16 protein-coding genes are annotated in these 20,008 nt (G+C 57.8%); 8 read left to right on the forward strand and 8 right to left on the reverse strand.

Going from position 1 to position 20,008, the window contains the following annotated elements:
- Positions 1–1,602 (reverse strand): ABC transporter substrate-binding protein, encoded by a 1,602-nt coding sequence (locus ACL2XJ_RS08780; RefSeq protein WP_413726263.1) that lies wholly within the window; start codon positions 1,600–1,602, stop codon positions 1–3.
- Between the two features lie 543 nt (positions 1,603–2,145).
- On the opposite strand from ACL2XJ_RS08780, the gene ACL2XJ_RS08785 reads away from it, so the two are divergent.
- The 6 genes from ACL2XJ_RS08785 to ACL2XJ_RS08810 all read left to right on the forward strand — a co-directional run bounded on the left by ACL2XJ_RS08785 (position 2,146) and on the right by ACL2XJ_RS08810 (position 10,044).
- Positions 2,146–3,747, forward strand: a complete 1,602-nt coding sequence (locus ACL2XJ_RS08785; RefSeq protein WP_203524483.1) for an ABC transporter substrate-binding protein — start codon at positions 2,146–2,148, stop codon at positions 3,745–3,747.
- Between the two features lie 171 nt (positions 3,748–3,918).
- Complete coding sequence (locus ACL2XJ_RS08790) at positions 3,919–5,193, forward strand: acyl-CoA dehydrogenase family protein (RefSeq protein WP_413726264.1); 1,275 nt, start codon at positions 3,919–3,921, stop codon at positions 5,191–5,193.
- Between the two features lie 48 nt (positions 5,194–5,241).
- On the forward strand, positions 5,242–6,597 hold the full coding sequence (locus ACL2XJ_RS08795) for an LLM class flavin-dependent oxidoreductase (RefSeq protein WP_413726871.1): 1,356 nt from the start codon (positions 5,242–5,244) through the stop codon (positions 6,595–6,597).
- Positions 6,594–7,937 carry an LLM class flavin-dependent oxidoreductase gene (locus ACL2XJ_RS08800; protein WP_413726265.1) on the forward strand — a complete coding sequence of 448 codons (1,344 nt, stop codon included), beginning with the start codon at positions 6,594–6,596 and terminating at the stop codon, positions 7,935–7,937. The genes ACL2XJ_RS08795 and ACL2XJ_RS08800 overlap by 4 nt, the downstream gene beginning before the upstream one ends.
- A 26-nt stretch (positions 7,938–7,963) precedes the next feature.
- Entirely contained in the window at positions 7,964–9,199 is a 1,236-nt protein-coding gene (locus ACL2XJ_RS08805; protein ID WP_413726266.1) for an acyl-CoA dehydrogenase family protein, read from the forward strand.
- Between the two features lie 11 nt (positions 9,200–9,210).
- Positions 9,211–10,044, forward strand: a complete 834-nt coding sequence (locus ACL2XJ_RS08810; RefSeq protein ID WP_413726267.1) for an SDR family oxidoreductase — start codon at positions 9,211–9,213, stop codon at positions 10,042–10,044.
- Between the two features lie 157 nt (positions 10,045–10,201).
- Here ACL2XJ_RS08810 and ACL2XJ_RS08815 read toward each other — a convergent pair whose 3' ends face one another.
- The 7 genes from ACL2XJ_RS08815 to ACL2XJ_RS08845 all read right to left on the reverse strand — a co-directional run bounded on the left by ACL2XJ_RS08815 (position 10,202) and on the right by ACL2XJ_RS08845 (position 16,999).
- Positions 10,202–11,800: an ABC transporter ATP-binding protein gene (locus ACL2XJ_RS08815; RefSeq protein WP_413726268.1), complete on the reverse strand. Its 1,599-nt coding sequence runs from the start codon at positions 11,798–11,800 to the stop codon at positions 10,202–10,204.
- Positions 11,787–12,680, reverse strand: coding sequence for an ABC transporter permease (locus ACL2XJ_RS08820; protein ID WP_132923947.1), 894 nt, complete (start codon positions 12,678–12,680; stop codon positions 11,787–11,789). The genes ACL2XJ_RS08815 and ACL2XJ_RS08820 overlap by 14 nt, the downstream gene beginning before the upstream one ends.
- Positions 12,677–13,663 (reverse strand): ABC transporter permease, encoded by a 987-nt coding sequence (locus ACL2XJ_RS08825; protein ID WP_203524476.1) that lies wholly within the window; start codon positions 13,661–13,663, stop codon positions 12,677–12,679. Before ACL2XJ_RS08825 ends, ACL2XJ_RS08820 begins: the two co-directional genes overlap by 4 nt.
- A 34-nt stretch (positions 13,664–13,697) precedes the next feature.
- The gene (ssuE, locus tag ACL2XJ_RS08830; RefSeq protein WP_413726269.1) at positions 13,698–14,252 is read right to left on the reverse strand and encodes an NADPH-dependent FMN reductase; all 555 of its coding nucleotides are present in this window, start codon (positions 14,250–14,252) and stop codon (positions 13,698–13,700) included.
- A 661-nt stretch (positions 14,253–14,913) separates the two neighbouring features.
- The gene (locus ACL2XJ_RS08835) at positions 14,914–15,180 is read right to left on the reverse strand and encodes a hypothetical protein (RefSeq protein WP_413726270.1); all 267 of its coding nucleotides are present in this window, start codon (positions 15,178–15,180) and stop codon (positions 14,914–14,916) included.
- Between the two features lie 367 nt (positions 15,181–15,547).
- Positions 15,548–16,450, reverse strand: coding sequence for an aromatic amino acid DMT transporter YddG (gene yddG / locus ACL2XJ_RS08840; RefSeq protein WP_132923944.1), 903 nt, complete (start codon positions 16,448–16,450; stop codon positions 15,548–15,550).
- A 126-nt stretch (positions 16,451–16,576) separates the two neighbouring features.
- Complete coding sequence (locus ACL2XJ_RS08845) at positions 16,577–16,999, reverse strand: DoxX family protein (protein ID WP_132923943.1); 423 nt, start codon at positions 16,997–16,999, stop codon at positions 16,577–16,579.
- Positions 17,000–17,152: 153 nt separating this feature from the next.
- On the opposite strand from ACL2XJ_RS08845, the gene prlC reads away from it, so the two are divergent.
- Both prlC and rsmJ read left to right on the forward strand, forming a co-directional pair.
- The gene (gene prlC, locus ACL2XJ_RS08850) at positions 17,153–19,195 is read left to right on the forward strand and encodes an oligopeptidase A (protein ID WP_413726271.1); all 2,043 of its coding nucleotides are present in this window, start codon (positions 17,153–17,155) and stop codon (positions 19,193–19,195) included.
- Between the two features lie 51 nt (positions 19,196–19,246).
- A complete protein-coding gene (gene rsmJ / locus ACL2XJ_RS08855) occupies positions 19,247–20,008 on the forward strand; it encodes a 16S rRNA (guanine(1516)-N(2))-methyltransferase RsmJ (protein ID WP_132923941.1) in 762 nt (253 codons plus the stop codon).

Genomic DNA, 20,008 nt, shown 5'->3' on the forward strand with positions numbered 1-20,008 from the left:
TTATTTTCCTCCGGGTTCCAAAGACACGTCTTTAAGGGACGATAAAGCGCCGTCGGGAGCGGTGCTGACGCCTTTGAGCCGTGCGCTGTAGACGGTAAAATTCTGTTGTTCAACCAGGGGTATCACCGGCAGATCGGTTTGCGCTAGGCGCTGAAACTGGTGGAATTCGTCGGCGCGTTTGGCCGGGTCGCTTTCCACCTGCAGCGATGCAATCAGCGCATCCATCTTGGGATTGGTATAATTTGAGGCATTGGACCAAGGCGTTCCTTTGGCGATGTTCTTGCTCCAATAGTGGCGCAGCCCGCCAATCTGTGGGTCCATCATCGGCACCCAGCGGCCGGTCTCGATATCAAAATCGTAATCGCTGTAGATCCGCTTGATAAAGGTGGCCAGGTCCTGATTGCGCACCGTCAGTTCGATACCTATTTTGCTCAGGCTCTGGCGGATAAATTCGGCCTGGTTTTTAAAGCCGTCGTTAACCGGGAAATAGTCAATGGCCAGCTTAAAGCGAATACCGCCCGACTTGCGGGGGTAGCCGGCCTCATCCAGCAGTTTTTCCGCGGCGGCGGGATCGTAGGGATACTGCGGTACGCCGTCGGCGGTGTAAAACTGCTTGAGGGATGAGGGGATCGGACCGGTGGCCGGTTTTCCCAGGCCGTACCAGACCACATCCACCAGCGCCTGTTTATTGATGGCCCGGGCGATGGCCTGGCGGACCTTAAGATTCGCCAGGATGGGATTTCGCAGGTTGAACTCCAGGAAGGTATAGGCCGCCGAGGAATCGTAGCCCTGCTTGGTGACCACCAGCTGCGGATTTTGGCGCAAACGCTGTACGTCGGATAACGGCACCGAGTCATAAGGAGCGTACAGGGCTTCCCCGGTTTCCAACGCCGCCGCCCTGGAGCCCGCGTCCGGAATAATGCTGAAAATGACTTTGTCTACTTTGGGTTTGCCGCTGTCCCAATAGTCAGGATTGCGTTCCAGTTCGATATATTGCCCCCGTACCCACTTCACAAACTTGAAGGGTCCGGTACCCACCGGCTTGGCGTTGTAAGGGCTGGTGCGAATATCCGACCCGGCGAACAGATGCTCGGGCAGGATCTCCGCCTCATTGGCGTTAATGGAACTCATGATCACCAGGGAGGGGTGCTCAAGGCGGAATATTGCGGTGTAAGCGTCCGGGGTTTCCACGTCTTTCAGGGCGGCAAAGGTGGTGCGCCCCCGCGGGTGGACTTTTTTCCACAGCTCCAGGGCGGAGTATTTCACGTCCGCCGAGGTAAAGGGCTGGCCGTCGTGCCATTTCACGCCGTGACGCAAATGAAAGGTGATGCTCAAGCCGTCCGGCGCCACTTCCCATGAGGTGGCCAGGCTGGGTTCCGGCTGCATATCCTGGTTGTAAGTGACCAGTCCTTCGTAAATATTATTGGAAACTACGCCGTTGGGAAAATTGGTGTTGAACGCCGTATTTAGCGCAACCGGTTCGGGCTGGACGATAGCGACCAAACTGCCCGCGGCGGCCAGTGAGGAAAACGCGGGGAAAATGCTGCAAAGACCCATGGCGGCGAATAGCGTTTGCCGCAAGGTTACACTGAATTTACGCATAGCAAATTATCTTATAACCTCGATGATGAACAACGGAACCTAATTCCATATAAATATTAAGGTGATGCCTGTTCAGTGATAAATCCCCGTTAAGTAGTCCGTTAAACAGAATGGGCGCTCATTTTTTAGTAACATATTAGAAACACTTTAAAATAGAAATCTATAACCCGTTTAGCCAATGCTTTTTTTGTATTAGCAAAGAACAAACATGATAATAAGCCACAGAAGTAGCGCGTATTCAGATTTAGCCAAGATTACGGCGTGAACGGGGGATTGTCAGCTATTGGAGCGCATGATTAATTAAGACAGACTATTCAAAATATTGCGTAAGATGCGAAGATGGCGGAATTTGCATCGGGTTAATGCTTTTAATCGCTATGGTTATGCTTTATTGTTTTTAACATTCTTATAGCATTGAGATGTCTATAAACATCATTTATTGATATTTAGTAAATGAGCTTGCGCCGGGATAATATTTGTCGGGTTTACATTTCACCTGCGCCATTCGACAAATAATGTTTATTAGAAAAAAAGGGTTAATTCATGTCCCGGAAGTTTATATCCGCTTTATCCCTGGGGATAATACTGCTGGCGCTAAATGCCATGGGCCGGGTGCTGGCGGATGAGCAGACGCCGGTACGAGGCGGAACGCTGATCGCCGCTATATATCCTGAGCCGGTAACGTTGACGGCGACCTATAATAACCAATATGCCAATCGGGTTATCTCCGCCAATATTTTTGACGGCTTAGTGTATTATGACGATAACTACCGGCCCCAGCCCCGTCTGGCCACCTCCTGGGAGGTGGCGCCGGACGGCTTGAGCATCACCTTTCATTTGCGTCACGGCGTGAAATGGCATGACGGCCAGCCCTTTACCTCAGCGGATGTGAAATACTCCGCCCTGGAAGTCTGGAAAAAAGTCCATTCTCGCGGGCGGTCCACCTTTGCCGCCCTGAAAGATGTGGAAACCCCGGACGATTACACCGCCATCTTCCGCCTAAGTTCGCCGTCCCAGGTTATTCTCAGCGCGCTGGACGGCGCGGAATCGCAGGTGGTGCCTAAGCATATTTTCGACGGCGGCGACATTCGCAAAAGCCCGGAAAACGCCCGGCCCATCGGCACCGGTCCCTTTCGTTTCAAGGAGTGGAAGCGCGGACAGTACGTTATCCTGGAACGTAATCCGGATTATTGGGACAAGGGAAAGCCCTATCTTGACCGGGTGATTTACCGTTTTATCCCCGACGCGGCGGCGCGCAGCGCGGCGTTGGAATCCGGCGAAGTGTCCTATATCCCCTACGCCGGGGTGCCGTTTTCGGATATAAACCGGCTTAAGCAAAATCCGGAACTGAAATTTGATTCCCGCGGGTACTCTTATGCGGCGCAAACCTATTTTCTCGGTTTCAATCTGCGTTCGGTCCCATTGTCCAATCTGAAAGTCAGGCAGGCCATTGCCCATATTATCGATAGGCAACGGATTATCGACACCGTCTGGTATGGTCAAAGCAATCCCGAATACAGCGTGGTGCCCCAATCATTGACCCAATTTTTCACGCCGGATATCCCCCGTTATGATTACAGCGTGAAGCAGGCCAATACTCTCCTGGACGAAGCCGGTTATCCCGTCAAGGCGGACGGAAAGCGCTTCACCCTGCGCCTTTATACCGACCCGAGTTCCAGCCAGTTCCTGCTGGCGGGGGAGTTCCTCCGCCAGGAGTTCAATAAAATCGGCATCGCTATCGACTTTACGCCGCTGGACAACGCCACCTTCCTCAAGAAGGTCTATACCGATTATGACTTCGATATTATTTTCCAGGGATTCGGCGTGATGCTGGATCCGCAAATGGGGTTAACCCGGGTCTATTACTCCAAAGCCCAATCGCCGGGGGTGCCCTATGCCAACGCCTTCGCTTACGTCAGTCCGGCCACCGACCGATTGATCGAGGCCTATCAGAATGAAGTTGACCCCAAAAAGCGCATTGCCGTTATTGCGGATTTCCAGCGGCAGACCCTTACCGATCTGCCGCTGTTGCCGGTCATGGCGGCGCCGTTTTTTACCGTTTACAACCGTAAACTGCACGGTCTGGATTTCTCGCCGGCGGGAGCGCATTCCGGCTTTCGCGACGCCTGGATAGCCGGGAAATAGGGGTGCAGGCAGCGGGCACAATGTCTCGACCGCCGATCATGAGACGCCCTTGTCTTGGCGGTGGCCAGCAGGATGATTCCTCATAGTGGCGATGGCCGGGCGCAAGATTTCCTGATTAAGGTCGGGTCCTGCGCGGATCCGTTATTTTTCACCGTTTTTTGGAGCAGCGTTATGTCCTTGAATATGACTCCCCCCACCCCCGCCGAAACGCCGGAGGATCGTAACGGCCGGTTTGCCGAGCCGGTGGCCGGCCGGGATAGCCGGGACGATTTGCTCGCCGCGGCGCGGGATATCGGCGCCCGGTTGGCGGTGGACGCCTCGGTGCGGGATAAAGAACGTATTTTGCCCCACGATGAATTGAACTGGGTGTTACAGGCGGGCATTGCCGCCGCCAGGGTGCCCAAAACCCACGGCGGCCCTGAGCTGAGCTACACCGACCTGGCGCGGATATCCATCCTGCTGGCGAAGGGCGACCCCAACGTCGCCCAGATATTGATCCCGCATTTTACCTCGGTTGAACGCGTTCGCCTCACCGGCACCCCCCATCAGCAAACGCGCTATTTTCAGGGACTGCTGCGGGGGGATTTGATCAGCGGCGCCACCGGGGAACTAGGAGGAAAATTCGTGTCGGACATGACCACCCGGCTCAGTAATACCCCTCGGGGTTTGCGGCTGAGCGGCCAAAAATTCTACAGCACCGGCGGATTGATGGCGGACCGGCTGCGGGTCACGGCCAAGGATGATAGCGGCGATACGGTGTCGGTTTTCGTGCCGAGGGGGCGTGCGGGCATTGTGCAGCATGACAACTGGGACGGCATGGGACAGCGGTTAACCGCCAGCGGCACCACGGAGTTTCTCGATGTCGCGGTGGCCGAAGATGAAGTGATGTTTTACAGCGGCGAAGAGCGCAAGAAACGCAATTATCAGCCGGCCGCCACCCAAATGCTCCATTCCACCATTGAAGTGGGTATCGCCCTCGCGGTGCTGGACGACGCGGTGGCCTGGGCGCACCGCGGGGCGCGTCCCCGCGCCGACTCCGGCGTGCAGCGGTCGGTGGACGATCCCTACGTGCAGCATACCATCGGCAATATCATCGCCAACGCCCACGCCGCAGAGGCGGCGCTGCTGCGCGCCGCGGCGCTGGTGGATACGGCGGTGGCCGCCTGGTACGGCAACGCGGCGGCGGATGAATTGGAACAGCGGCTGATTGAAGGCTCCATTGCCGTCGCCGAAGCCAAGATAGTTTGCAACGGCGCGGCGCTGCGGGCGGCGGAGCTGATTTATGAGGTGGGCGGCTCGTCCGCCACCCTGAGGGAGAATAATTTTGACCGCCATTGGCGCAACGCGCGTACCCATACCACCCACGATCCCATTAATCACCGCTATCGCGTGGTGGGGAATTATTACCTCAATCAGACGCCGCCCCCCATCACCATGTATGACTGATAAAGCCTCGGTCCGGGTCGGATAACCGTTTCGCCATGGGTGAAAATGATGACAAAACAGAAAAGACAGATGCATTTGGGGGCTTTTTTACAGGATGTCGGCCATCATATCGGCGCCTGGCGCCACCCGGACGCCCCGCGGAACGCCGGCATGAATCTTGAGCATTTCAAGCTGCTGGCGCGGCAGGCCGAAGACGCCAAATTCGACATGATTTTCCTCGGCGACCAGATGACCTTTCAATACGAGGAGGACGAGCATATCGGCCGCACCACCCGGACCGTCAATTTCGAGCCGCTGACCTTATTGTCCGCTCTGGCGATGCTCACCCGCCGCATCGGGCTGGTGGCGACGGCGTCCACCAGCTATAACGAGCCGTTTAACGTCGCGCGCAAATTCGCTTCGCTGGATCATATCAGCGGCGGGCGGGCCGGCTGGAATATCGTGACCTCCTGGACGCTGGGGGAAGCGCTGAATTTCAATCGCGACGAGGTCATGGATCACGGCCTGCGTTATCAGCGCGCCCAGGAGTTTGTGGACGTGGTGCAGGGGCTGTGGGACAGCTGGGAAGACGACGCGCTGCTCAACGATAAGAAAACCGGACTTTTCTTCGATCCGGACAAGCTGCATGTGCTGGATCACCAGGGCCGGTTCTTCAAGGTGCGGGGGCCGCTGAATATCTCCCGCGCCATCCAGGGCCAGCCGGTGCTGGTTCAGGCCGGTTCTTCTTCCGATGGCCAGGATCTGGCGGCCCGCAAAGCCGAGGTGATTTTCACCGCCCAGCGATCCCTCGCCGAGGCGCAGGGGTTTTATCGCAGCGTCAAAGAGCAGATGCAGGCCTACGGCCGCCAGCCTCATCAGCTGAAGATCATGCCGGGGGTGTTTCCCATCGTCGGCGAGTCCCGCGAGCATGCCGGGGAAAAGTTCGAACAGCTGCAAGAACTGGTGGATCCGGAAATCGGCTGGCCGGTGCTGGCCCGGCATTTAGGCGGCTTTGATTTGTCTGGCTATCCTATTGACGGTCCGGTGCCTGAATTTCCCCTGTCCCAGGGCAACCAGAGCCGGCAGCGGCTATTGGCGGATTTCGCCCGGCGGGAGAAACTGACCATACGGCAACTGTACTGGCATGTGACCGGCACCCGCGGCCACTGGGCGATTTTCGGCACGGCGTCGGACATTGCCGACCAGCTTGAAGAGCGCTTCACCGGCGGCGGCGCGGACGGCTTTAACATTATGGCCCCCTGGCTGCCGGGAGGATTGCTGGAGTTTATCCACCAGGTGGTGCCGGAACTGCGGCGGCGGGGGCTGTTTCGCACCGAGTACAGTGGGTCGACGCTGCGGGAGCATTTGGGTTTATCCGCGCCGCCGAACCGTTATACGCAGCCGGCTGCGGGAGCCGCCTTATGAGCGGGGCGCAGCGGCAGATGAACCTTGGGGTGTTTGTGGAGACTACCGGCCGGCACGTGGCCGGCTGGCGCCACGAAGGCGTTGATCCCCTGGCCCCGCTTGACGTCGGGCATTACCGGCAGGTGATCGGGATCGCCGAGAGCGGCCTGTTTGATCTGTTTTTCCTGGCGGACGGGCTGGCTATTCGCGATCGATCCGCCGAGCGCCTGGGCCGCGGGCCGAAAGCGCATTTCGAACCCCTGACCCTGCTGTCGGCCCTGAGCATGGTCTCCCGCCATATCGGACTGGTGGCCACGGCTTCCACGACCTTTAATGAGCCCTTTCATATCGCGCGTAAATTCGCCTCCCTGGATTTTCTCAGCGGCGGGCGGGCCGGCTGGAACATCGTCACCTCCTCAAGCCCGGCCGAAGCGGAAAACTTCGGCAACGGGCGGTTACCGCCGCCGGAGGAGCGCTACCGGCGGGCCGCTGAGTTTGTGGAGGCGGTGCGCGGACTATGGGATAGCTGGGATGACGACGCCATCGTGGCCGATCGGGACTCGGGCGTCTATTTCCGCCCCGACGGCCTGCATGCCCTTCATCATCACGGCGAGTTTTTCGACATTCGGGGGCCGCTGAACATCGCCCGCCCGCCGCAGGGACATCCGCTGCTGGTGCAGGCGGGATCGTCTTCCGCCGGTATCGGGCTGGGGGCCAGGGTCGGGGAGATCATCTATACCGCCCAGACCACCCTCGAGGATGCAAAATCTTTTTATGCCCGGCTAAAGGGATTGGCGCGGGAGGAGGGGCGTCAGCCCGAGTCGCTGCGCATTCTGCCGGGACTCTTCCCCATTGTCGGCCGCTCCCGCGACGAGGCCCGGGAAAAATTCGACTATCTGCAATCCCTGATTCATCCCGAGGTGGGACTGGCGCAGCTTGAGCATCACCTCGGCGGAGTGGATCTGTCCGGCTATCCGGTGGACGGGCCTTTGCCGGAAGACGCATTGCCCGGAGAAGGCGCCGACAGCCGGAGCGGGTTGCTCCGGCATATTGCCCGGCGCGATAGCCTGAGCATTCGGGATCTCTATCTGCAGGTTTCCATCGCCCGCGGCCATCCGGTGTTAACCGGCACCGCGGCGGATATCGCCGATTACATGGCCGCCTGGTTCCAGGAGGGCGGCGCGGACGGTTTTAATATCATGCCCGGCTGGCTGCCGGGCGGACTGGGGGATTTTGTCACGCTGGTGGTGCCGGAGCTGCAGCGGCGGGGGCTGTTTCGCACCGAATACCGGGGTTCCACCACCCGAGAAATCATGGGGCTGGCGCGGCCGGTCAGTCGGTATGGGCGTCTTAATGAATAATCAGAGTTTAACGAGGGGAGTCAGGGGTGTCTGCATATTTTAAAGACAAAGGCCGGGTAGACCCCGCCGAATCGTGTACCGAGAAGATAACGGCATTATTGGCGCTGGCGGAAGAGTTCAGGCTGCGTTTTGCCGCCGGGGCGCCGCAGCGCGACCGCCAGCGGCTATTGCCCCATGAAGAGATGCTGGCGCTGCGCCGCAGCGGCCTGTTGGCCATGCGTGTACCGCGAGAGTACGGCGGCCCGGAGATAGACATGGTGAGTTTTTCCCGGATTATACGGCTGCTGGCTGCCGGCGATCCCAATATCGCCCAGGGCATTGCGCCGCATTTCACCAACCTGGAAAAACTTCGCATTTACGGAACGCCGGCGCAGCAAAAAGTCTACTTTGACCTGGTGTTGGAAGGCTGCTTGATGAGCAATGCCGCCGCCGAACGGGAAGGCGCATTTATCGGTGATGTCTCGACGCTGCTTTTCAGGGAGAATGGGGTCTGGCGCCTGCGGGGCAATAAGTATTACAGTACCGGCAGCCTGTTCTCCAGCATTATCCTGGTGACGGCGGCTCACGAAGAGGGGGGCCGGGCGGCGATTTTTGTCCCGGTGGACCGGCCCGGCGTCACGGTGGCGGATGATTGGGACGGCATGGGGCAACGCACTACCGCCAGCGGCACCACCGCATTCGCCGACGTCGAAATTGCCGAGGAGGAGATTTTGCGTATTCCCGCCTATGGCGATCGCCGCACTCATGAGGGCGGCTTCGCCCAGTTGATACACGCCTCCATTGATGCCGGTATCGCCCGGGCGGCGCTGGAGGATGCCTGCGAATACGGCCGCACATCCGCGCGGGTATTGCGGGAAAGCGGCGTGCGCGGCGCCATAGAGGATCCTTATGTGCTCCACACCGTGGGGGAGATGGCCATTATCACCCACGGGGCGGAAAGCCTGCTGGAGCGGGGGGCGGCACTGCTGGAAAACGCGGTACGGGTTGCCTTCGCCGGCGGGGCGGATGCCGACAGGCTGCTGGGAGAGGCCTCGGTGGCGGTGGCCGAGGCAAAATACGCCACCACCGAAGCGGCAATCAAGGTGAGCGAGATGATATTCCGCATCGGCGGGGCATCGGCCACCTCAGCCCGGCTCAATCTGGACCGGCACTGGCGCAATGCGCGCACGCATACCACACACGACCCGGTGGCCTACAAGGCGCGGGCGGTGGGCGATTTTTATCTGAACGGCGCACTGCCGCCCATCAACACCAAAATCTAAGGGGTAGGGTCATGGAACTCGGTTTAGCGGGAAAAACGGTACTGGTGACCGGCGGCAGTAAAGGCATCGGTCTGGCGGTGGCTCGGGCGTTCATTCGCGAAGGAGCGCGGGTGGGTATTGTCTCCCGCGACGGGGGGAACCTGGAACAGGCGCGAAAGGTTCTGGAAGAAGAGGAAGGCGCGGTCATTGCCGTGGCCCGGGCTGACCTGAGCCAAAGCGAACAGGCCGATGCCGCCGTGGCGGCGATTACCCAACGGTTGGGGTCCATCGATATTCTGGTGAACAGCGCCGGCGCCGCCCGCCGGAATCCGCCGGAATCCCTTGACAGCGCCGCCTGGCACGCCGCCCTGGACGCCAAGTATTTTACCTACATCCATACCCAGGACGCGGTGCTGAAACGCTGGGTGGATAAGGCCCGTTCAGCGGGTACGGACCAGGCAGGCGGCGCGCCGTCGCGGCAGCTCGGCGCCATCGTCAATATCGTCGGCACCGGCGGACGGGTGCCTCATCCCTCCCATGTGGCGGGCGGCGCGGCCAATGCGGCGCTGCTGCTCTCCACCCTGGGACTGGCAAGCCATTATGCGCGCTACGGCATCCGGCTGAACGTGGTGAATCCGGGTTATACCCTGACCGAGCGTATGGACCAGACCGTGGCGCAGGAGGCGCTGCGCTTGGGGGTTTCACGCGAAAAGGCGTTAGAGCGGCTCAGCGCCGAATTGCCCCTGCGCCGCTTCGGCGAGCCGGATGAAATCGCCAATGTCGTGCTGTTCCTGGCCAGCGAACGCGCCAGCTATGTGGTGGGGGCATTAATCTCGGTGGACGGCGGCCAGCATCCCATAATTTAACTGATTGCCGGGTGCGTGCCGCAATTCCCATTGTTTAGCGGGGTATCCGGAGCGCCGCCGGGCCAAGCCGCTATTTTGATTAATAGAACCGATTATCCGGACGGCTATCGGACCCGAGTCGCTAAATCGAAGCGGCTCGTCCCCCCGAGCCGGCATTTCACGCCGCCGCCAGAATCAGATTGCGGGTATAGGCATGCACCGGGGCGGCCAAAATCGACATGGCCTCCCCGGCTTCGATAACGTTGCCGTCTTTCATCACGATAATCTGATGCGCCATGGCGGCCACCACCGAAACGTCATGGGTGATAATCAGGTAGCTTAGCCCGTGTTCCCGCTGTTGGCGCTGTAGCAGGGCGATGATCTGCCGCTGGATGGTGACATCCAGCGCGCTGGTGGGCTCGTCCAGCACCAGGATATCGGGATTGATGATCAGCGCCCGCGCAATGGCGATACGCTGGCGCTGTCCGCCTGAAAATTCATGAGGATAGCGTTGCAGCAGACCGGGGAACTGCTCTTGTGTCAGACCCACCTCGGCGAGCATAGCCACGATGCGCCGATCCCGCTCGCGAACCGACAGCTCGGGGTGATGAAAATGCAGATTTTCACCCACGATTTGCGCAATGGACATGCGCGGCGACAACGAAGAGAAGGGATCTTGGAACACTGCCTGGATTTTGCGGCGCAGGGACTTGCGTCCCTGCTTACTGCCGGCATTGGCCTGTTTCCACGATACTCCTTCCACCAGCAGGGAGCCTTCATGTCCCATCAGTCCCAACACCGCGGCGGCCAGGGTGCTTTTGCCCGAACCGGACTCGCCGATGACCCCCAGCGTCCGGCCCGGCGGCAGCGTAAAATCGGCATTTTTCACCGCATTGAAACGGTGGCGCCGAAACCAGTTGCTGATGCCCGGCTGGGATATGGGATAGCTTATATTGATGGCTTTGCCTTCCAGCCGCGGCGGCGTTCCCGCCGCAAAGGCCGGACTGTCGATATCCCGTTCGGGACGGCTGTTGATTAACCGGCGGGTATAGGGATGCCGGGGCGCCAGGAATAACTGCTCGGTGGGGGCGACTTCAACGATGTTGCCCGCCTCCATGACAATCACCCGATCGGCGAAGCGGCGCACCAAATGCAGATCGTGGGTGATCAGCAGAATGGACAAACCGTTCTTGCGCTGCAGGGCGGCCAACAGCTCCAGAATTTGCAGCCGCAGGGTGACATCCAGCGCCGTGGTGGGCTCATCCGCCAGCAGCAGCCTGGGCTCGCCCGCCAGGGCCATGGCTATCATGGCGCGCTGGCGCTGGCCGCCGGAGAGCTGGTGCGGATAGGCATGGGCACGGCGCTCCGGCTCGGGGATGCCGGTTTCCGCCAGCCGCGCCACGGCGCGGATCCAGGCCTGTTTCTGGCTCATTCGGGATTTCAGCCGGTAGACCTCGGCGATTTGGTCGCCGACGGTATGCAGCGGATTGAGGGCGGTCATGGGATCCTGAAAAATCATGGCGATATCTTTGCCGCTGATATCGCGTATCTCCCGCTCCCCCAGCGCCAGCAAATCGGTGTTCTCGAACAAGGCCTTGCCCGATACCTCGGCGCCGGGAAGCAGATGCAGCAGGCTCATGGCGCTGACGCTTTTGCCTGAGCCGGATTCTCCCACCAGGGCCACCTTTTCATGGGGTTTGATGTGAAAAGAAATCCCTTTGACGATCTGTTCGCCGTTAAAGCCGATGCGCAGATCCCGGACATCAAGAAGGTTCATTGGCGTCTCCCCGCCCGGTGATGGTGACAGGCGTCTTGCGGGCTTTATGCAGGCGCGGATTGAACACATCGTTCAGACCGTTGCCTATCAGCATAAAAGCCATGACGGTGAGAAAAATAGCCAGCCCCGGCAGGGCGGTCATATACCAGGCGGTGCGCAGCACCTCGCGCCCCGAGCCCACCATGCCGCCCCAGGTAACGACGCTGGGATCGCCGAGGCCGAGAAAGGAGAGGGATGCCTCGGATAAAATCACCTGGGCCACCAAGACCGACGACGCCACCATCACCGGCGCGATACTGTTCGGCAGCACATGGCGGACGATAATGCGAAAATGCCCCAGTCCGATGGTGGTGGCGGCCCGGACGAACTCCAGCTCCCGCACGCGCAGAGCCTCGCCGCGCACCAGCCGGGCGATTTGCGGCCATGAGGTGGTGCCTAGGGCCAGGGAGATGCTGAACGTGGACGGACCCAACACCATCACCATGGCAATGGCGAACAGCAGGCGAGGCATGGTGAGAAAGACTTCGGTAAGCCGCATCAGGACATCGTCAACCCAGGATGCGCCGAAATAGCCGGCGATCACGCCGATAATAATGCCCAGCACCACTGACAGCGCGGTGGCGAACAGGCCAATCATCAGGGAGGTACGGGCGCCATACAGCAGGCCGGACAGCATATCCCGGCCCATCATGTCTGTGCCCAGGGGAAACCTCGGGTCGCTGCCGGGCCACATCGTCGGGCTGCCCACCATATCCCGCGGGTCCCCCGGGAAGAAATAGGAGGCGGAAACGGCGCCGAACAGAATCAGCAGCAGCAGTATCAGGCCGCACTGGGCGGAGGCGGAGTCCGCCAGGCGCTGGAGAAATCGGCGTGACCTCATGAACGGCGCCTCCCGATGCGCGGATCCAGCGCAACATACAATAAATCCACCGCCAGGTTCATCAGCACCACCAGCAGGGAGCTGAACAGGAAAATGCCCAGCAGCAGATTAAGGTCGCGGGAAAAAACCGCATCATAGGCAAGACGGCCGATGCCCGGCCAGCCGAAGACCGTTTCGATAACCACCGAGCCGCTCAGCAGACCGCCGATTTCAAGGCCGGTAATAGTGATGATGGGCAGCGCCGCATTGCGCATGATATGGCCGAAAATCACCTGCCATTCCCGTAGTCCTTTGGCCCTGGCGGTGCGTACAAAATCCAGCCCGTAGACTTCCAGCATCGACGAGCGGGTAATCCTGACATACATGGACAGGAAGAACAGGCTTAGGGATAACGCCGGCAAAATCAAATGCCGCCCAACGTCCAGCAGGTATTGGAAGGTATTGGCGTAATCCGCCCCCACCGTGGACAAACCGCTGACCGGTAGCCAGCGCAGCTGTATGGAAAACAAGACGATTAGCAGCAAACCGATCCAGAACAGCGGCGTGGCGAAGCCGATGGTGGAGAACACGGAAATGAGCCCGTCCAGGGCTGAACCCCGGTATCGGGCGGCGATCATTCCCAATAATACCCCGACCACCAGCGCAAAGATGATGGCGGTTAGCGAGAGGGTAATCGTCGCGGGGAGCCGGCTGACGATAAGTTCGGATACCGGCATGTTTTCACGGAATGAATAACCCAAATCGAAATGGGCCAATGAAACAATATAATGGATAAATTGCTGCCACACCGGAATATCCAGTCCGTACAGATGGCGCATTTGGGCCATATATTCCGGCGTGGCGCCGCCCGATTCCCCCGCCACCACGTCGATAACGTCGCCGGGCGCCAGCTTCATCAGCACAAACGCCAATATGACGATGATAAATGTCGTCGGTAAAATCTGGAATAACCGCCAACCTATATACCCGATTCGGCCATGCATCGCTAATCTCCGGAATAACAAGCAGAAAAACCTTCTAGGAGGCGGTTATGCCGTTAAATTGCGCCTGCCGTTCCATTGCGCGCGAAAAAGTCCCCAAAGATTCCATCAGCCGGGTTTCCAGCTCGGCGCTGAGCTGCGGGTTACGGTCGTAATGGGTTATCTGGCTGTCCTCGGCAAAGACGCCGTGCAGGATTTCCTGCGCTTTCAGCGCGTTAAGCACCGGTTTGAGGGCATAATCCAGCGCCAGCATATGCCCGCTGGAACCGCCGGTTGCCACCGGCAGCACCACCTTGTGTTCAAAGGCCCGCTCCGGCAGCAGGTCCAGCAGGGTTTTCAGCGCGCCGGCAAAGGAGGCCTTATAAATAGGCGTACTGATAATGATTCCGTCGGCGTCCGCCAATTGCTCGATAAATACCTTCAGCGCCGGGCTGTCAAAACGCGCGTACAGCAGGTCTTCCGGGTTGAAATTGAATAAATTCCAGGGAGTGACGTCGATACCTTGTCCCTCGAGCCAATGCTGCGCGACGGTAAGCAGTACGGCGGATCTTGAGGGAAACCTGGGGCTACCGGCCAAGGTAATAACATTCATGGCAACTCCTTAACTGCTTTTCAAAAATGGCCTGATCACGTGATTTTTCGTCATGGTTAAGCCGCTGGTTCATACCGGTTCGGCAGCCTGATTTACATCTGGTTAACCATGTTATGATTTAAATCCTACAAATTAAAATACGTTTTATGGCTGACTATATTCAGAAATGGAGGATTGGCGGGGAATATTGATGGCCTTTAGAGGGATAGCGACACGCGTCGGGAGGCGTGCCTGCAGCTTGCAGTATGGCGAGTATAGGCTTGCAAAAAACAAAAAAGTGTAAAGCGACAGCTCCCATCTATTGGGGCGAAAACGGTAAATAGGACAGACTTCCTTAAAATGGAGCGGTTTAAGTGACAAGTTTCATACGGGAAAATCAACGCCTATTTCCCCCGAGGAAAAAATAAGCGTATATATTGTCAAAACACCTGACCATAAAGCACATGCAGCTAATGGAAACCACAAAGGACGAAAAATGTTTAGGTAAGGAATACCACGTTTGATAAGCAATATCTGCACCGCTTAAGATTGACGCAGAAAATAATATCGATAAAAAGAGTAGAATATATCGAACTATTTTTTTTGTCATGAACAGGTTCTCTGTGCTGAAAATATTATCTAGACATAACATGCTAATATCGGCGGCGTTTATAGCAGATCTTTATCTCTTGTTGTTTACACTGTTATCGCCTTGACCCTTCCCTTTTTCAAAGCACCCACCGGCTATGGCGCCGCCGATCAGCCCTAATGTCAATCCCGGCACGCCTCCCGCCGATCCCGCGACCATGCCCCCAATAACGCCATTATTGCAACTGATAACCTTATCGCCCAACTTATTATAATAACCACTAGAATTAGGCGCATTTTTCGAAGCGGCTTCAGCATTGCTGGCACTACTATGCTGGTTAACAGTAGATGAGTTATTCATAAGATTCTCCTTGTTAATAGTGATTATCTATTTTATCCGTTATGCTAATCAACCAATGGATATCACAAAACGCTTAATAAAATAAGCCACTTATCATCATTGCCCATGAGGAAGTATCAAGGCTCAATGACATTTTTCCACTTTACTTATTGGCTTGGTTAATTTCAAGGGATTTTCAAGATTCTTTATTACACATAAGTGAAGTATTATATTTGCTGATTATTTATTATGATATGTCTTTTATTTAATTGAATGTCATCGCCTAGTGGGAATTTTCTTACTTAATAGGCGCACTCGTACCGCGCTTCGCATAAAATGCGAACCACATAATTCATAGACCCTATTTTTACGCTGAGGGGAGATGACTTCATCCCCTTTTGGCATCGCGGGTGGCCAGCCAGCACAGCAATGAACCGGCGGTCACCATCAGCACACCCAGCCAAAAGGAGAGCAGCAGCTGGGTGTTCAACAGCACGCCCGCCAGCAGCGAGGACAATACCGGAGTGAAATAGGACGCGGTGGCCAACAGCATTAAATTACCCCGCATGATGCCGCGGTTCCACGCCGCATAGGCCACCGCCGAGGCGCCGCCGGCCACTAAAAAACGCACCACGGCGGCAACATCCATCTGCATCCCCCGTTCGTGGCTGAAGGCATATTGTATCCACAAGGTGACGGCGGTGAGGACAAAAAACAGCGTGACGCCGTCTTTTCCCTTGGCCCATTTCTTGGTGATATTACAATACGCCGCCCAAATCAGGGCGCCGCAAAAGGCCAGGCCGTAGCTCAGCGGGTTCGAGAGGATATTCCGGCCTATTCTCGGCAGCGACCAGCCCCCCTCGCCGCCCATGATCCAGCCGATGCCGTACAGGCATAGCAACAGCCCCGGTATCAGCCATTTATTGGCTTTTTCGCCGTTAATCAGTACCGCCATCAGTATGGTAAAGCTCGGCCAAAGATAATTCACCATGCCGATCTCGATGGCCTGGGCGCGGTTATTGGCGTAACCCAAGGCCAGAGAAAGAAAAATTTCATAGCTGGCAAACAGGATACCGCCGGCTATCAGATACTTGCGGGGAAAAGACCGCAGGGAAGGAAAACCCACCAGCAGCAGCAAAAACAGCGAACTGACGCTGTAGATAATAGCGGCCCCGCCGATGGGGCCCAGCGCTTCGCTGACGCCCCTGATTAAACCAATGGTGCTGCTCCAGAGCAGAATGGCCAACAATCCGCACCCGGTCGCCTTATTTTCCGGCGAAACGACAAACATCACTAACCCCTTAACTAAGTGCATCAATATGCTTATCGGCCACACATGTTCCCGGTCCACGCTTGATAAGCAAAATTCAAACCGCCGACAGGGAGGCGACACTGAAGCCCTATCGGCGAAGGGAAATTAACGCCAGTTCGGGTTCTTCATAATACTGATGCGGCCGCAGCCCAACAGCGCAATGGCCAGACCGGCGAAGAAAAACACCGCCATCACCTCTACGCCCCAGCCGCCGACCTTGTCCATGGTAAAGACCAGTTCGGGCTTGGTAATCAGCCAGGCGAATATCATGGTAAAGCAGAAGATCAGCGCCGCCGGACGAACCAGAATGCCTAGGATAAGCAGAATCGGCATCGCAACCTCGCCAACATAAACGCCATATCCCACAGATGCCGGCAGACCGTGGGCCACCACCATGGCGATGATATTGTCGATACCGTGAATGATTTTATGTATGCCGTGCGGCAGCATCATGCCGCCGAAGGCCAGGCGAAGAATAAATTTCCCCAGATCCGGGTGGTCCAGCATCCGATTAAAAGCAGCTATCATTATAAATTATCCATTGATAAGAAGATGAATAGTTATCGTTACATGTGTCACTTTGATATTCAATGACAATTCCCGCCGCCGCCGCCATTGATTTTCGCTATAGTTAGCCTCATGTTATTCAGATAGATCTTTAACGATAATCAGGGCCGCCTTATGACTAATCCGTTACTTGCTTCTTTTATCCTGCCGCCTTTTTCCGCCATCAAGCCCGAGCATATCGTCCCGGCGGTAAAATCCGCCCTTGAGGATTGCCGCCGGACCGTGGAACAGGTAGTGGCGCTATCAGGCCCCTATAGCTGGGACAATCTGTGCCAGCCGCTGGCCGAGACGGACGATCGCCTAGGCCGTATCTGGTCGCCGGTGGGCCATCTCAATGCGGTGAAGAACAGTCCTGAACTGCGGGAAGCCTATGAACAAAGCCTGCCGCTGCTGTCAGAATACAGCACCTGGGTCGGCCAGCATAAGGGATTATACGACGCGTATCGCAATCTCCGCGACGGCGAGAACTACGGGGATTTGAGCGTGGCGCGCAAGAAGGCCATTGATAATGCCCTTCGTGATTTCGAGTTATCCGGTATCGGCCTGTCGCCGGAAAAACAAAAACGATACGGCGAAATCGCCGCCCGGCTGTCGGAATTAGGTTCCGCGTACAGCAACAACGTGCTGGATGCCACCATGGGCTGGAGCAAGCTTATTACCGATGAATCCGAACTGGGCGGCATGCCGGAAAGCGCGCTGGCCGCCGCCCGCGCCAAGGCCGAGGCCAAAGGGCAGGAGGGATGGCTGCTGACCCTGGACGTGCCCAGCTATTTGCCCGTGATGACCTATTGCGACAATGCCGCGCTGCGGGAAGAGCTCTATCGCGCCTATAATACCCGCGCTTCCGATCAGGGGCCGAATGCCGGTCAATGGGATAACGGTCCGATCATGAGCGAAATCCTGGCGCTGCGCCATGAACTGGGGCAACTGCTGGGATTCGCGAGCTACGCCGAGAAATCCCTGGCCACCAAAATGGCGCACGATCCGCAGCAGGTACTGGATTTCCTAACCGACCTGGCCAAACGGGCCCGGCCGCAGGGAGAGCAGGAGCTGGCGCAGCTGCGCGCGTTCGCCGCCGAGCACCATGGCCGCGACAATTTGCAGCCTTGGGATATCACCTACTACGGCGAAAAGCAAAAACAGCATCTGTATGCTATCAGCGATGAACAGCTGCGGCCGTATTTCCCGGAGCAGCGCGTCGTTAACGGCCTGTTTGAAGTGGTCAACCGGATTTATGGTGTGACCGCCGAAGAGCGAACCGATGTGGATACCTGGCACCCGGAGGTGCGTTTCTTCGATTTGTTCGACCACCAAGGGGAACTGCGCGGCAGTTTCTATCTGGATCTCTATGCCCGCGAAAACAAACGCGGCGGCGCCTGGATGGATGACTGCGTCGGCATGCTGCGCAAGGCCGACGGCAGCCTGCAAAAGCCGGTGGCTTACCTGACTTGTAATTTCAACCGCCCTGTCAGCGGCAAGCCGGCGCTGTTCACCCATGACGAAGTCACGACGCTATTCCATGAATTCGGCCACGGCCTGCATCATATGCTGACCCGTATCGACACCCCGGGAGTTGCCGGCATCAACGGTGTGCCCTGGGATGCGGTGGAACTGCCGAGCCAGTTTATGGAGAACTTCTGCTGGCAGCCGGAGGCGCTGGAGTTCATTTCCGGCCATTATGAAACCCACGAGCCATTGCCAAAAGAGATGCTGGACAAGCTGCTGGCGGCCAAGAACTATCAGGCCGCCCTGTTTATCCTGCGTCAGCTGGAGTTTGGTTTGTTTGATTTTCGCATGCATTACGAGTACAGCGCCGAGCAAGGCGCCCGCATCCTGGACACACTGGCGGAAGTGAAACAACAGGTGGCCGTGATGCCGGCGGTGGAGTGGAGCCGTTTCCCCCATGCGTTCAGCCATATTTTCGCCGGCGGATACGCGGCGGGTTATTACAGCTACCTATGGGCGGATGTGCTCGCGGCGGATGCCTGGTCCCGTTTTGAGGAAGAGGGCATTTTCAACCGCGAAACCGGCAAGTCGTTCCTGGACAATATCCTGTCCCGCGGCGGTTCGGAAGAACCGATGGTGTTGTTTACCCGTTTCCGCGGACGCGAACCTACACTGGATGCCATGCTGCATCATTACGGTATCCGTGGGTAATCCATTGAGTGCTATGCCATGCCGCGCTATGGCGGGTTTCGAGGATAACGAGTGAGTTCTGTGTGCCTGAGCCGTGAAGGCGACGTGGATGCGCAGCGGCTTATCGCCCTGGCGGAGCGCTGGGGCTTGATCAGCGATCCGTCGGCGGTGATGGAGCTGATGTTGACGCCACAGCGTCTGGAATTGCGCAAACGGGATGAGCCAAAGCTTGGGGCTATTTTCGTTGATTTTGCCGGCGGCGTCGCCGCCCATCGCCGCCGTTTCGGCGGCGGTCGCGGCGAGGCGGTGGCCAAGGCGGTGGGGGTCAAGGGCAGTCACCTGCCGGACGTTGTGGATGCCACGGCGGGGCTGGGGCGAGATGCGTTTGTCCTGGCTTCGCTGGGGTGTCGGGTGCGGATGTTTGAACGCCATCCGGCGGTGGCGGCGCTACTGGATGACGGCTTGCAGCGGGCCTACGCCGATCCGGAAGTGGGTGAGTGGTTGCGTCAGCGGCTTACCCTGGTCCATGGCTCCAGCCTGGAAGGCTTAACGGGAGTACTGCCCCGGCCGGAGGTGGTTTACCTGGACCCGATGTTTCCGCACCGGCCCAACAGCGCGCTGGTTAAAAAAGAGATGCGCGTTTTCCAGTCGCTGGTAGGCAGCGATGAAGACGCCGACAGGCTTTTAGCGCCGGCACGAGCGCTGGCGACCCGCCGGGTGGTGGTGAAACGGCCCGATTACGCGCCGCCTTTGGCCGGCATCGCGGCCCAGGCCCATATCACCACCAAGAACCATCGATTTGACTTGTATACGCCTGCGCCCGCCGGATCCTGA

This window comes from Sodalis sp. RH16 (assembly GCF_047324245.1).
In the GTDB taxonomy this organism is placed as follows: Bacteria; Pseudomonadota; Gammaproteobacteria; order Enterobacterales; family Enterobacteriaceae; genus Acerihabitans; species Acerihabitans ligni.

Coding starts and splice junctions, on each gene's coding strand:
- ACL2XJ_RS08835 (WP_413726270.1), bottom strand. CDS start 15,180: ATGAATAACTCATCTACTGTTAACCAGCATAGTAGTGCCAGCAATGCT.
- ssuE (WP_413726269.1), bottom strand. CDS start 14,252: ATGAATGTTATTACCTTGGCCGGTAGCCCCAGGTTTCCCTCAAGATCC.
- yddG (WP_132923944.1), bottom strand. CDS start 16,450: ATGTTTGTCGTTTCGCCGGAAAATAAGGCGACCGGGTGCGGATTGTTG.
- ACL2XJ_RS08820 (WP_132923947.1), bottom strand. CDS start 12,680: ATGAGGTCACGCCGATTTCTCCAGCGCCTGGCGGACTCCGCCTCCGCC.
- prlC (WP_413726271.1), top strand. CDS start 17,153: ATGACTAATCCGTTACTTGCTTCTTTTATCCTGCCGCCTTTTTCCGCC.
- ACL2XJ_RS08825 (WP_203524476.1), bottom strand. CDS start 13,663: ATGCATGGCCGAATCGGGTATATAGGTTGGCGGTTATTCCAGATTTTA.
- ACL2XJ_RS08810 (WP_413726267.1), top strand. CDS start 9,211: ATGGAACTCGGTTTAGCGGGAAAAACGGTACTGGTGACCGGCGGCAGT.
- ACL2XJ_RS08780 (WP_413726263.1), bottom strand. CDS start 1,602: ATGCGTAAATTCAGTGTAACCTTGCGGCAAACGCTATTCGCCGCCATG.
- ACL2XJ_RS08795 (WP_413726871.1), top strand. CDS start 5,242: ATGACAAAACAGAAAAGACAGATGCATTTGGGGGCTTTTTTACAGGAT.
- ACL2XJ_RS08785 (WP_203524483.1), top strand. CDS start 2,146: ATGTCCCGGAAGTTTATATCCGCTTTATCCCTGGGGATAATACTGCTG.
- ACL2XJ_RS08815 (WP_413726268.1), bottom strand. CDS start 11,800: ATGAACCTTCTTGATGTCCGGGATCTGCGCATCGGCTTTAACGGCGAA.
- ACL2XJ_RS08790 (WP_413726264.1), top strand. CDS start 3,919: ATGTCCTTGAATATGACTCCCCCCACCCCCGCCGAAACGCCGGAGGAT.
- ACL2XJ_RS08800 (WP_413726265.1), top strand. CDS start 6,594: ATGAGCGGGGCGCAGCGGCAGATGAACCTTGGGGTGTTTGTGGAGACT.
- ACL2XJ_RS08845 (WP_132923943.1), bottom strand. CDS start 16,999: ATGATAGCTGCTTTTAATCGGATGCTGGACCACCCGGATCTGGGGAAA.